The sequence below is a fragment of the Neobacillus drentensis genome (assembly GCF_036965645.1).
Taxonomy (GTDB): Bacteria; Bacillota; Bacilli; order Bacillales; family Cytobacillaceae; genus Neobacillus; species Neobacillus drentensis_D.
This window is the reverse complement of the sequence record NZ_JBALPZ010000154.1, coordinates 1,676-15,257: the sequence shown is the minus strand read 5'-3', so window position 1 is coordinate 15,257 and position 13,582 is coordinate 1,676. Positions and strand designations below refer to the sequence as shown.

Below are 13,582 nucleotides of genomic sequence, written 5' to 3'. Positions count from 1 at the left end.
CAACATCGTTTCAAAATCAGCAGTAACCTTTAACACACAGCCAATTGTTAATATCTAACTGCTTTAGCTGATTTCTTAAAAATACTCACATTTCACTATGTAAAGGATGATAAAATCAAGATAAAGAAAGTGTTTTAGGATGGAGAGTGCCATAGTTATGAAGGTATTAACAGTAGAAGACTTAGTTCAAAAATTTTCTTTGAAAGTATTAGCCGGAGAAAATCAATTACAACAACCCATTACACAATCCCGTTCTCATCGTCCGGGTTTAGAATTCGTAGGCCACTTTGATTTTTTTCCAACTGAACGTGTTCAAATACTTGGAAGTAAGGAAATTACTTATTTACATAAGTTAAGCATTGAGGAGCGGAAGATACGAATAGGTAATATCGTTAAATACCATCCTCCATGCTTTATTGTTACAGCGGGACAGGAAGGTCTAACGTATTTATATCAGTATTGTCTTGAAGAGGGAATCCCGTTGTTATGTACGTTAGAGCCTCAAACGACCTCTGAATTTATTATGAAGCTTGATGCTTATATGGTAAAAAAGTTAGCGCCAGAAATCGCTGTACACGGGGTATGTATTAATGTATATGGAATGGGCATTTTACTTCGGGGAAAATCAGGTATCGGTAAAAGTGAAATTGCACACACAATGATTGGGAGAGGTCATAGGCTGGTGGCTGATGATATTGTTGTATTAAAAAAGCTTAGTCCACGAACCATTCTTGCCACACATGACGGAAAAACAAAGGAATTCCTTGCTTTGAGAAGTGTAGGACTATTGAATGTGGTCCGCTTATATGGAAGGAAAGCTTTTCAGGATGAGACGAGGATCGCACTCGATATTGAACTAACCAAATGGCAAAAAAATTCCCTTCATAATGAATTGGATCACGAATCAAGATTTACAGACTATATGGACGTCCGAATCCCTCATATTGAGATTCAGCTGCAACCTGGCCGTGATGTTGCGGGGTTGATTGAGGCAGCCGCAAATAACTGGCTTTTGAAGCAGGAAGGATACAGTGCTGCAGAAGAGTTTATGAGACGGCTGGAATCTGATATCAGCTTTTAAAAACAAATGAAAGCAGAATCCATCTAAATGTATAATAGATGGATTTTATTTTTTTAGAAAACGGAAAGGTAAAAAAGGCAGAAAAGGGATGGGTTTCCCTTTTTCTGCCTTCCTTAATCGAAATGGATTTCGTTTAGCCGGTAGTTTGGTGTGAATCAGACTTCTTCTCAAAAAGTGAGTAACCGCTAAATAATAACAAGAAGGCATTCGACCAGAAGACTGGGAAGAATCCAAGCACCGATCCGATAGAACCAAACAAAATAGGAACCAAAAACTGAACCGATTTATTGACCGTGAGACGAATTCCCAATACCTCTCCGGTACGTCCTTTGGGCGAACGATTATAAGCCATTACAATGGATAACGGCTGGCAGCAGCCCATCCCAAGTCCCATAATGAAAGAGATGACCATCAGGAACAAAGATTGATCAAACAATGGAATTAAGAAGAAAGCGACTGCCGATATAGTAAGGCATGCTCCAAGAACGGTTTCTTCCTTAAACTTCCTAAGCAGCCACTGCATTAGTAAGCGTGAAAGAATATAGGCTAGAGCATTACAACTTACAATCACTCCAATGGTGGAAGCAGATAATCCAAGCGTTTTTCCGTAGATTGGGAAATAAAACTCAAATAGTCCGACACCTGTCAAAATGATTCCACTTGTAATGAAGGTCTTACGTAGTGAACGTTTAAGCAGAAGTTCAACAAAACTATTTTTTTGATCAGTCTCTTTATGAACTGCTTTGGGTAAATGAATCGTATTTAAAAGAAAGAAAAGTCCCGGAATAAATGAAATGCTTGCTAGTAACAAAAATGTCAGGTCATAGTGGATATGGTCGATTGAGAATCCAGTGATGAAGGGACCTAAAAAATTTGATATAGAAACACCAAGTGTATAGGTTGCAAAATACTTTGATCGTGTTTTTTCAGTACTAAGAGCACCAATTAAATTTTGAAGCGCAACGACGGTGAAAATTTGCGATAAACCAAATACAGATTGTGATATCACTAAAATAAATAATTGATTCTTGAACATGTAAGGCAATAGCAATGCGATCCCAGTGCCAAACATTCCGGATACTAGGGGAAGACGGAGCCCGATTCGGTCGGACAGTCTTCCGGCATAGGCAGCAAAAAGCATCGGAAACAAGGAAGTTGATGCTACAATTAGGCCCAAGTATGTGGAATTTGCGTGCAGATTCATAGCATATAAAGTTACTAGCATAGTATTTCCACGTACACTAGTTTGATAAATAATGGACAAAAAAACAACAATATAAAGAATCATCTACTCACGTCCAATTTCCATTGTTGTTATTCAAAAGTTAATAAATAAAAGAGCTCTTAATTTTAGTCAAAGTTGTTAAACAATATAACCTTGATATTGAGTGTACTTCACTCTGAATTTTCTGTCAATCATCGATCCACTAAAAAAAGATGGAGGTCTGCCTCCATCTTTTAAACGTTATACTAAAAAAGAGTAATGTTCTACAATTGTTTGCCTTACATTAGAAACGTGGAATTTAACAGCATCTTCTGCCCATTTTGCATCTTTTTCCTTTAGGGCATTCAGTATTTTTTGATGTTCTTTAAAAGATTCTTGTGTTCTCCCTGGAACCAAAATGGTTTTAAATCGCAATCTTTGTAATTGTGTTTTTATTTTATTGACCATATCTACTGCCTGACTGTTTGTTGATGATTCGTAAATGATATTATGAAAAAGGTGATTACATTTAGAGTATTCATCAAAACGGTTGTTGTCTAGGTGTTCCTTCATTTTTTCAACCGTCTCTTCTAATTGAAGTAATTTAGCATCGCTAATATTTAAGGCTGCTGATTTTGCAATTAATCCCTCAAGAACTTCACGTATTTCCAGGTAATTAATGATTTCTTCAAGTGTAAAAGACTTAATAGTTGCCCCTTTATTCTCTTCTAAACTGACTAGATTTTCCTGTTCCAGTTTTAATAACGCCTTTTTAATCGTATTTCTACTAACACCAATCAGCTCAGATAGTTCACTTTCAATTAGCTTTTGAGAAGGCATGAAAGTTCCGTCCATAATTTTTTGCCTAATGAATTGATAGGCGACTTCAGTTGGTCTGCTCATTCTAAAACCCCATCTTTTATAAAAGTTATTTAACAATATATTTAGCAAGATTGTTCATTGTTTTTATTTGTAATATACAGTTGAGACATACTTGTGTCAATCAACAGAATATGCCTCCATGATTAATTATAAAGGAAATTTAGTTGGAATAGCAAAAGAAAATAAGTGTTTATTGATTTTTCTAAAAATTGTTTGACACTAATATTCCTTTAATTTATAATCAAAATTGTTAAACAAAGTAGTTAAAAAATAGGAGGGCGTTTATAGTAATTCGTAAGAAAAATCGCTGGGCTGTTAGTCAATTAGGCATGCTTGGATTATAAACATCTAACAGAAACTTATTTTTTGAAAGGGGATTCATTAATGTCAAATCATTCTATTAAAAGCATTTTGGATGAAAGTAAATTTAACCGCTTCCATTTGGTCTTGTTACTGTGGTGTCTACTTTTTGTATCATTTGAAGGATACGATTTAGTTGTTTACGGATCAGTTGTCCCATTTTTAACAAAAGAGTGGAACCTATCACCAATTGAAGCAGGTGTGATAGGAAGTTATGGACTTTTTGGAATGATGTTTGGTTCGATCATTCTTAGTCTACTAGCAGATCGTTTCGGACGAAAAAGCATTATCATTGTTTCCGTTGCTTTTTTTAGTATTTTTACCACTATTTCGGGTTTTGCTACAGGGCCACAACTATTTTCTTGGTGCCGGTTTTTAGCAGGAGTTGGATTTGGAGGAACCCTACCTACGGTAATCTCTCTATTGACTGAATATATCCCTAAATCTAGTAAAAATAAGTCTATTACCATTGCATTATGTGGAAATCAAGTTGGCGGAATCCTTGCACCATTAGTAGGTGTTATCGTTTTTGCTTCATTAGGATGGCGTCCAGTTCTATGGTTTTCAGCTATTCCCCTGTTTTTAATTCCAATAATCATTAAATATTTGCCAGAATCGCCACAGTTTCTCATTCGCAAGGGGAAATTAGACATTCTAAGAACGACTTTAACGAAAATTGATCCTAACTATCATGACCGACTAATCGCTGAGCAGACAAAATTACCGGAACCTCCTGGAGAACGTACTCCAATTATTGGATTATTTAAAAATAAAATGGGATTAAGTACCGTATTATTCTGTATTGTTTATTTTATGGGTTTGTTGATGATTTACGGGCTAAATACTTGGCTTCCGAAATTGATGCAAAGTGCTGGTTATCCGCTCATTTCAAGCTTGGGTTTTGCCATTTTTCTAAATGGCGGAGCGTTAATTGGAACTATTATTATCGGAGTAATTGCTGACCGAAAGGGTTCCAAAAAATTAATAACCTGCCTATATGTCCTTGGTGCTGTCTGTCTTGCCCTCCTTGGTATTAAGAGTAATATTTTCCTTCTTTACTTGTTAATTGCTATTGCTGGGGTATGTACAATGGGGAACCAAAGTTTGTTAAATGCTTTTGTTTCTCAATATTATCCGAATAACGTCCGATCAACGGGGGTAGGATTAGCAAATGGAGTCGGGAGATTAGGAGGAATGTTAGGTCCGACACTTGGGGGAGTACTGTTATCAATGAATGTACCAATTGGGCTATGTTTCTTGGTCTTCGCCCTGCCAGGTGTTTTCGCAGCATTTACATTATTCTTAGTAAGAAAAACTGTTAATAAACAGGATCCAATTTCTACATTAAATACGAAATTAGAAATCAACTAATCTTAATTAGCATTCTTAAAGACTTTTTAAAATTGACAGCACTTACAAAGTTTTAATATAATTAAATAAATTGTTTAACAATATTGGTGAATATGTGAGGCGTTAATATGAATAATTATGACAAAGAACCTATTCGAGACATTGCTCATCTGGGACATGTAGAGTTGCTGACTCCTAAGGCCGAAGAGAGTCTATCATTTTTTAAAGATATTCTTGGTATGCAGGAAGTAGCGCGAAAAGGAAATTCTGTCTATCTTCGTTGTTGGGGTGATTACGAACAATACTCACTCGTATTAACAGAATCACCACAACCTGGAGTTGGTCACACCGCGCTCCGTACAATGAGCCCGCAAGCATTAGAAAGAAGAGTAGCTGAAATTGAAGCAATGGGTTTGGGGATCGGATGGATTGACGGTGATATAGGTCATGGGAAAGCCTACCAATACTGTGGTCCCGATGGGCATATAATGGAACTTTATTATGAAACGTTTGAATACCAGCCCCCAGAACACCTTCGGCCGGCATTGAAAAATCAACCACAGAGATTTACGGGGCATGGTGTTTCTGTAAAACATTTAGATCATATTAATTTCTTGTCTGCTAATCCTGAAGCAGATGGTGATTTTGCAGAAAATGTCCTAGGAATGAGATTGACCGAGCAAATACTTTTAAACAATGGACGCCGTCCAGGTGTTTGGTACAGCCCAAATAATAAATCTTATGAAATGGTTTATACGTTAGATGCTACAGGCTCAAGTGGCCGTTTTCATCACATGGCCTTTACAGTAGATACAAACGAAGGAATTTGGCGTGCAGCAGATTTATTCTTGGAGCATGGAGTTTTCATTGAATTTGCCCCAAGTAAGCATGCCATCAATCAGACTTATTTTGTATACGTTTACGAGCCAGGCGGTAATCGAATTGAAATCTGTTCTGGCGGATATCATGTACTAGCGCCTGACTGGAAACCGATTACGTGGACAGAGGAAGAGCGGGCAAAAGGACAAGCGTGGGGCAATAAGACCGTTGCAAGTTTTCACACTTATGGAACTCCTATTGTTGAAGCTAAATAACGAATTCATACGAGTTTTATGCTTAGGATGATCGTCTGAATTATGGTGAGGGAAACCTCACTTTTTTGATATTTTTTTCGATTGAAGTAAATATATTGACACAGCAGTAAACTGCAATTTATAATTACCTTATAAACAATATTGTTGAACAATATTGAAATACGGATAGATGCTTAAAAAGTAGGAGGAAGACAAATGATTGATAAAAATACAAATCTATTAGTTGTAAGCGCACACGCAGCGGATTTTGTTTGGAGAGGCGGCGGTACGATTGCAAAATATGCGAAGCATGGGGCTAATGTTTCCCTTGTCATATTAAGTTATGGAGCAAGAGGGGAATCAAACGATCTTTGGAATAACGAAGGGCAAACATTGGAGAATGTCAAAGTACATCGCCAAGGTGAAATTGAAGCAGCGGCAAAATACCTTGGAGTGGAAAACATTGAAATTTGGGATTATCAAGATTACCATATGCAAATCAATGAGGACCGAATGAACCGTTTAGTTCGCAAAATTAGAGAAGTAAGGCCACATCATATCCTTACACATGGACCTAGAGACGCCTTTAACCCAGACCATGAAACCGTCTCCAAATTTGTCTTTGATGCAAGTGTTTTATCCACTTCTAATGGAGTGAGATTAGAAGGGACAAAAACAGCCAAACAAGCGAGTATCTTTGGATTCGAGCCGCATCAATCCGAAATTAGTGATTTCAAACCCGAAGTCATTATTGATATCACCGAAACCTACGAACAAAAACAAGCAGCCATGAACTGCTTTAAAGCGCAGAAACATTTAATTGATTACTATGGTGCAAAAGCACAATTACGTGGGAATCATGCCCGCAGATGTTCCGGTAATAATGAATATAAGTATGCAGAAGCATTTAGCCGTTTCTTCCCATATGTTGGAGGTGAATTCAACTAATGGAAAAGTATGTGCTTAAAAACATTACAAGACCCGACACGCAACTGATTGAAGAATTTAAGCAGCTGGATGTTTCTACCGTTTATGAAGCACAAGGTAAAATTGGTCTCATGAACTATCATTTGAAACCTATCTTAGACAACACACTTATCTGCGGGCCGGCGGTCACGGCTGTATGCCATGCTGGAGATAACTTAATGATTCACGCGGCCATTGAAGTATGTAAACCAGGTGATGTACTCGTTATTACAACCGTAGGTGAGGGAGTAGCAGGGATGATTGGGGAATTAATCGTTACGGCCCTAATTAAACGTGGAGTTCAAGGGGTCATCATTGATTCAGGTATTCGAGATGTAGCGCAAATCCGTGACCTTGGATTCCCTATTTGGACGAAGGCTGTATTCTCCCAAGGAACCACCAAGTCCAAGGGTGGCTGGGTAAACGCACCAACCGTTTGCGGCGGTGTTTCAGTTGAACCAGGTGACTTAATCATGGCTGATGATGATGGAGTAGTCGTTGTAAAAAAAGGTGATCTTCAGTTTGCATTAGAATCATCTAAACAACGTCTAAAAAAAGAAGAAGGAACGAAGGAGAAGATTGCAAGAGGAGAAATAAGCTTAGACTTTTACAACCTGAGACCAACTTTGGAAAAAGAACAGGTTGTTTATTATGAAGACGAAACTGAACTTAACAAGGGAAAAGCTTAGAATATCACATACGTATTGAAGGGAGTGAATGGATCATGGCAAGACGTGAAGTTTTACATGTGAAGGGATCTAATCACCAAAATCCAATTCCAACCGCTGTGAAAATTGGAAATATGGTATATTCCTCTGCAATCATAGGATCGGACCCTGAAACAGGTGAGATGCCAGAGAGAGTGGAAGATGAAGTGGCCAATCTTTTTCATTACCTGAGAGAGATTATGGAACTCGCCGGAGGAACGACTGATGATATCGCTCATTTAAGTGTTTCAGCAATAGACCGCGAATATAAAAAAATTGTCAATGTTGAGTGGCTAAAAATGTTTCCAAATGAAAATGATCGCCCTGCAAGACATACGAGTGTGAAAAATCTAAGGGAAGGTCTTAGGGTACAAATTGAAATGACCGCTGTTTTGTAAAAAAAATATCAATTCATGCCTAACTTCTTAAAGTTAGGATACTTTTTATAGGTACAAGTCAATGAGTTATTTTCCTAAAATTAATATAAAAATATCTTAAAGAGACATTAATTTTGTCTCTTTTTTTTGCACTTTGGAACAATAAAAGGATGAGGAGGGAAATGAATGGACCATATTGAAACGTTTTTACGGAGCAAGAATTGGCTGGATTCCGATTTGGACTCCAGGTATATTAATGTGAATCACCCATATGCTATCCTGGTTTCCGAGAATGAGGGACAAATTACTTTGAGAGGAAATTCTGGAATAGACAATGGCCAAAACGGTGAAGAGATTTTTACTTTCACCTCTTTGAATGATCTCCAGGAATGGTTTGAAGAAAATATTGGAGAGTAGAGACGGGGCACCTGCACCCGTCTTTTTGTCATAATTAAAAGGGAACTCATAAATTAGTTCATTTGTGGATAACGAAAAAAATATTTTGTTTACCTTCTAAACAAAATATTTTTTCAAAATAACTGTTGAAATAAAAAATTTTTTTTCGTATAATCATTTTTGTTGGAAGTGCTTTCACAGTAATTCTACAAAAATAGATTACAACTTAGAGGGGTGGCAATCAAATGAATGCCTATTTATTACTCATTACACTTGTTTCAATTGTTATTGTTATTTTAGGAGTTTCATTGTTTAAGTGGCATGCGTTTATTAGTTTAACGGTAGCAGGATTATTCTTGGCGATTATGTCAGGATTAGGTTTAGATAAGATTGTTGCCGCTTACGAAACGGGAGTCGGCGGTACATTAGGGCACTTAGTCGGAATCTTGGCTTTGGGAACAATTCTAGGTAAGATGTTGTCAGAATCTGGTGCAGGTTTACAAATAGCTAATTTCTTCATAAAAGTATTTGGAGCGAAGAAACTGCCTTGGGCAATGTTTGTATCAGGGTTCGTCATTGGGATTCCGGTCTTCTTTGAAGTTGGTATTTTAATTTTATTACCACTTGTTATTTCGATTCAAAAAGCATCAAAACAAAATATTCTTTTAATTGGTTTACCAGCAATTGCAGGTTTATCGATTGTACACGGACTTGTCCCTCCACACCCTGGTGCGATTGCAGCTATTGGGCTTTATGGGGCAAACCTTGGTAAAGTGCTACTTTACTCATTAATCATAGCGATCCCGGCGGGCATCATCGGCGGACCATTATTTGCTAAATTTATCAACAAACGTGTCGTACCGGCTGGAGAACCAGAATTAGTGCGTGTTGATGACAATAAAGACAAAAAGTCATTACCAAGTGTAGGTGTTTCTTTCCTTACGATCTTAATGCCAGTTATCTTAATGGTTTTAGGAACAGCCGCACCATATTTACATGTACCAGCTGGTTTTGAGAAGTTCTTGGTGTTTATTGGCAGTCCAATCGTTGCTTTATTGATTTCATGTTTCTTTGCCTTTTATTTCTTAGGCTTCCGTCAGGGAATCGATAAAAATGCAATTAAGAATTTCACAGAGGAATGTATTTTACCAGTTGGTTCTATTCTATTAATAATCGGTGCCGGTGGTGGATTTAAGCAGATCCTTATTGACAGCGGAGTAGCGAAGGTTATTGCGTCTATGTCTGAAGGAATGTCATTATCTCCGCTTGTATTAGCTTTCTTGATTGCTGGTTTAATTCGAATTGCAACTGGTTCAGCTACGGTAGCCTTAACAACTGCTGCTGGAATTGTGGCACCTATCGTAGCTAATATGTCAGGTGTTAATTTAGAATTACTAGTGATCGCCACTGGAGCAGGTTCATTAATGTTTTCTCATGTTAACGATGCAGGTTTCTGGATGGTGAAAGAATATTTGGGTCTTTCCATTCAAGAAACATTTAAAACGTGGACTGTTCTAGAAACAATTTTATCCTTCATTGCGTTTGCAGGTGCACTCATTCTTAACATTTTTGTATAAAAAAAAGAGGATGGCCTACTTAGGTCATCCTCTTAATATTTACATCCGAGTATCAGAGATCGCTTCTCTTACTTTTCCAAGAGAGTGTTTTGCTTTTTCTTTATTGAGGACCATAATATTTACATAAAGTGCATCTATAAGGCTTAATTGAGCTATCCTAGATGAGAGGGCTTCCGAACGATATTCTGTTTCTTCTGAACTCGTATAGAGCGCTACATCGGAATATTGGCAAATGGGGGATTTTGGATAACTTGTAATGCCAATTGTTTTTGCCCCATTTCTTTTGGCTGTCTTTAAAATATTTAGAGTGTCTTTATTTGTTCCCGAATGAGAGATGATTACTGCAACATCATTTTCCTGTAACTGAGATGCTGACATGAGTTGAAAATGGGTATCTATAAATGCAAACGCTTTAATTCCTGTGCGCACGAATTTATGAAAAGCGTCCATTGCCACCACATTTGATCCGCCAGTACCATAAAATTCAACCCGGTTGGCCTTCATAAGCAGACTAACAGCTTCTTGAATGGAATTGCCGTCAAGGATCTGTAATGTATTTTCTAATGTTCTGATGTTTGAATGAAAAATCTTATCAGCTACTGTTTTCTCATTATCTTTTTCATTGATTTCCTCATGAATCTGCTGTATGGGTTCGATAATTTCGGAAGCTAGAGCAATTTTCATTGCTTGATAACCTTTAAAACCTATCCGTTTGCAAAAACGAAATACCGTCGCATCAGCCACTTGCAAATCTTCGGCAACTTCATTGATTGTATTATGGATAATTTTTTCAGGATTCTTCAAGATATAATCTGCAACTTTTTTTTCTTTTTCACTTAGTCGTGCGTAATAAGAACGTATCTTTCCCAAACAGTTTTGTGCCATAAATTGATATCCTCTCTATAAAAAATCGTACCTTAAGTATAGCATGAAATTGTCTGAAAAAATATTTTTTCATTTATGATTTGATTTAAGAAAAAAATTTTCATATAATAGAATTATTAAGAAAAAAATATTTCGGAGGTTTTTCAAATGGAGATCGGTTTAATAGGACTAGGAAAAATGGGTTATAATCTTGCACTAAATATGATGGAAAATAAACATAATGTAGTCGCATTTGATGTAAATAAGGAAGCTGTTAAAAAAATCAACTGTGAGGGAGCAGCAGGGGCTGAGTCTATTTCCGCATTAGTAAAAAAGCTTTCCTCTCCTAGAATCGTATGGGTAATGGTTCCTGCAGGGCCTATCACGGAACAAGTGGTTGAGGAGCTAAAGGGAGAACTGGAAGAAGGGGATATTGTTATTGATGGAGGGAACTCACACTATAAAGATTCCGTTCGAAGAGGCAAGGAACTAGCCGAAAAAGGCATACATTTCTTCGATGCAGGTACGAGCGGCGGTATGGCTGGAGCAAGGGAAGGCGCCTGTATGATGGTTGGCGGAGATAAGGAGGTCTTCAGCACGATTGAACCAATTTTCCGTGATATTAATGTAGAAAATGGTTACTTGTATGCAGGCAAGATCGGCAGCGGCCATTTCTTAAAGATGATTCATAATGGAATTGAGTATGGAATGATGCAGGCAATTGCGGAAGGGTTTGAAGTTTTGGAAAAAAGCGATTTTGATTTTGATTATGAAAAAGTTGCACGAGTCTGGAACAACGGTTCCGTTATTCGCTCATGGCTGATGGAACTAACGGAAAACGCCTTTTCTAAAGATCCTAAACTTGATTCAATTAAAGGAATCATGCATTCTTCAGGAGAAGGTAAATGGACAATAGAAACTGCCCTTGAACTTCAAACAGCCATGCCTGTAACTGCTTTGTCACTGATGATGCGATATCGTTCGCTTGATGAAGATACCTTTACCGGTAAAGTTGTCGCTGCTCTAAGAAATGAATTTGGCGGACATGCAGTTGAAACAAAATAAAAAATAAAAAGCTGAACAAGGCATCCGGATTTAAATCCGGATGCCTTGTTTTTTTAAACTCAAAAAAGTATTTACTTTACCCACTTCTCTTGGAAACTTGTAATAGGACCATATTCATTTTCTAAAACACGTGAGACGCGGATATAGATAGGTGTTAAGTCGTTATAAATTTCTACATTACTTTCGATTGGCTGATGGGCATGGGTTGAACCAACTAGTTCAGACATTATTGAAAAGTCCTCAATTTCACCAAGCGCGTACATACCTAGAACGACAGCACCCAGACATGAGCTTTCAAAGCTTTCTGGGACTACAACCTCCTGGTTGAAAATATCAGCCATCATCTGCCGCCATAATTCAGACCGAGCAAAACCGCCGGTTGCTTGAATTTTGGTAGGCACTCCAATAACTTCCTGAAGCGCAAGTAAGACAGAATATAGATTTAAGATTACACCTTCAAGTACAGCGCGAATCATATGCTCTTTTTTGTGATGGAGGCCAAGGCCGAAAAAGGATCCTCTTGCATGGGCATTCCAAAGTGGCGCGCGTTCACCTGCCAAATATGGATGAAAAATAAGGCCATCAGCACCTGGAGCAACCCTTGAGGCGATCTTGGTTAGTACTTCATAGGGATCAATTCCCAAGCGCTTAGCCGTTTCCACTTCGGCTGATGCCAACTGGTCACGTACCCACCGGAAGGTCATACCGCCGTTGTTCACCGGACCGCCAACAACCCAATGTTTTTCTGTTAGCGCATAGCAAAAAATTCTTCCTTTTGGATCTGTAACGGGTCGATCCGTCACCGTCCGAATGGCACCGCTTGTCCCAATTGTAACAGCTACTACACCCGGGTCTATGGCATTAACGCCTAAATTGGAAAGAACACCGTCGCTAGCCCCCACTACAAAAGGAGTTTCTTTAGATAGTCCTAGTTCTTTGGCAAACTCCTCTTTTAAGCCTGTTAAATAATAGGTAGTTGGGACAGGTTCCGCTAGTTTATCACCGGTAATCCCAGCTACTTCTAAAGCTTCAGCATCCCAAGCAAGCTCTTCAAGGTTAAACATTCCTGTTGCCGAAGCAATCGAATAGTCGACGACATATTTGCCAAATAGTTTATGAAATATATATTCCTTAATCCCGATAAATTTATTTGTCTGATTAAAGAGTTCCGGTTCGTCGTGGCGCAGCCATGTAATTTTACTTAATGGTGACATCGGATGAACCGGAGTTCCGGTCCTTCGATAAATTGCGAGTCCATTTAGTTCGTTTTTAATCGTTTCAGCCCAGGCAGTTGCCCGGCTGTCTGCCCAAGTTATACAGCGGGTAAGCGGTTTATCTTCGTCGCTCATGGCAATGACACTATGCATTGCGGAACTAAAAGAGACAAGTTTAATCTTCTGGGGATCGATTTCCCCCTTCTTGACCGCCACTTTAATGGTTTCCAGTACCGCCCTGAAAATTTCTTCCGGGTCTTGTTCGGCAATGGATGGGGTTGGACTATAAAGTGGATATTCGACATGGTGCATACTCATGACCGTTCCTTTATCTTTATAAAGAACTGTCTTAGTACTAGTTGTTCCAATATCTACGCCAAGGTAGTAAGATAAGTTATCCATTAGACAATCTCCTTCAATATTAAATAGAAGAATCTGTTGAAGAAAAAATACTTCTATTTAATAG

The 13,582-nt window shown here is 38.1% G+C and carries 13 protein-coding genes; 9 read left to right on the top strand and 4 right to left on the bottom strand.

The window, feature by feature from the left end; genetic code table 11:
* Window positions 1-157 precede the first annotated feature (157 nt).
* Entirely contained in the window at window positions 158-1,081 is a 924-nt protein-coding gene (gene hprK / locus V7266_RS24965; RefSeq protein ID WP_335471905.1) for an HPr(Ser) kinase/phosphatase, read from the top strand.
* Window positions 1,082-1,214: 133 nt separating this feature from the next.
* On the opposite strand, the gene V7266_RS24960 is transcribed toward hprK, so the two are convergent.
* Complete coding sequence (locus V7266_RS24960) at window positions 1,215-2,369, bottom strand: MFS transporter (protein WP_335471903.1); 1,155 nt, start codon at window positions 2,367-2,369, stop codon at window positions 1,215-1,217.
* Between the two features lie 177 nt (window positions 2,370-2,546).
* Window positions 2,547-3,188: a GntR family transcriptional regulator gene (locus V7266_RS24955; RefSeq protein ID WP_335471902.1), complete on the bottom strand. Its 642-nt coding sequence runs from the start codon at window positions 3,186-3,188 to the stop codon at window positions 2,547-2,549.
* A gap of 363 nt (window positions 3,189-3,551) precedes the next feature.
* On the opposite strand from V7266_RS24955, the gene V7266_RS24950 reads away from it, so the two are divergent.
* The 7 genes from V7266_RS24950 to V7266_RS24920 all read left to right on the top strand — a co-directional run bounded on the left by V7266_RS24950 (window position 3,552) and on the right by V7266_RS24920 (window position 9,973).
* Window positions 3,552-4,898, top strand: coding sequence for an MFS transporter (locus V7266_RS24950; RefSeq protein WP_335471901.1), 1,347 nt, complete (start codon window positions 3,552-3,554; stop codon window positions 4,896-4,898).
* Between the two features lie 107 nt (window positions 4,899-5,005).
* Window positions 5,006-5,971, top strand: coding sequence for a catechol 2,3-dioxygenase (locus V7266_RS24945; protein WP_335471899.1), 966 nt, complete (start codon window positions 5,006-5,008; stop codon window positions 5,969-5,971).
* 195 nt (window positions 5,972-6,166) lie between these two features.
* A complete protein-coding gene (locus tag V7266_RS24940; protein WP_335471897.1) occupies window positions 6,167-6,898 on the top strand; it encodes a PIG-L deacetylase family protein in 732 nt (243 codons plus the stop codon).
* Window positions 6,898-7,605, top strand: coding sequence for a 4-carboxy-4-hydroxy-2-oxoadipate aldolase/oxaloacetate decarboxylase (locus tag V7266_RS24935; protein ID WP_335471896.1), 708 nt, complete (start codon window positions 6,898-6,900; stop codon window positions 7,603-7,605). Before V7266_RS24940 ends, V7266_RS24935 begins: the two co-directional genes overlap by 1 nt.
* A gap of 35 nt (window positions 7,606-7,640) precedes the next feature.
* The gene (locus V7266_RS24930) at window positions 7,641-8,021 is read left to right on the top strand and encodes a RidA family protein (RefSeq protein ID WP_335471895.1); all 381 of its coding nucleotides are present in this window, start codon (window positions 7,641-7,643) and stop codon (window positions 8,019-8,021) included.
* A gap of 165 nt (window positions 8,022-8,186) precedes the next feature.
* Window positions 8,187-8,417, top strand: coding sequence for a hypothetical protein (locus tag V7266_RS24925; protein ID WP_335471894.1), 231 nt, complete (start codon window positions 8,187-8,189; stop codon window positions 8,415-8,417).
* 224 nt (window positions 8,418-8,641) lie between these two features.
* Complete coding sequence (locus tag V7266_RS24920; RefSeq protein WP_335471892.1) at window positions 8,642-9,973, top strand: GntT/GntP/DsdX family permease; 1,332 nt, start codon at window positions 8,642-8,644, stop codon at window positions 9,971-9,973.
* Between the two features lie 39 nt (window positions 9,974-10,012).
* On the opposite strand, the gene V7266_RS24915 is transcribed toward V7266_RS24920, so the two are convergent.
* Window positions 10,013-10,858, bottom strand: a complete 846-nt coding sequence (locus tag V7266_RS24915; RefSeq protein WP_335471891.1) for a MurR/RpiR family transcriptional regulator — start codon at window positions 10,856-10,858, stop codon at window positions 10,013-10,015.
* Between the two features lie 147 nt (window positions 10,859-11,005).
* Between V7266_RS24915 and gnd the strand changes: the two genes are divergently transcribed.
* The gene (gene gnd / locus V7266_RS24910; protein ID WP_335471890.1) at window positions 11,006-11,902 is read left to right on the top strand and encodes a phosphogluconate dehydrogenase (NAD(+)-dependent, decarboxylating); all 897 of its coding nucleotides are present in this window, start codon (window positions 11,006-11,008) and stop codon (window positions 11,900-11,902) included.
* Between the two features lie 71 nt (window positions 11,903-11,973).
* On the opposite strand, the gene gntK is transcribed toward gnd, so the two are convergent.
* Window positions 11,974-13,518, bottom strand: a complete 1,545-nt coding sequence (gene gntK / locus V7266_RS24905) for a gluconokinase (RefSeq protein WP_335471889.1) — start codon at window positions 13,516-13,518, stop codon at window positions 11,974-11,976.
* Window positions 13,519-13,582 lie beyond the last annotated feature (64 nt).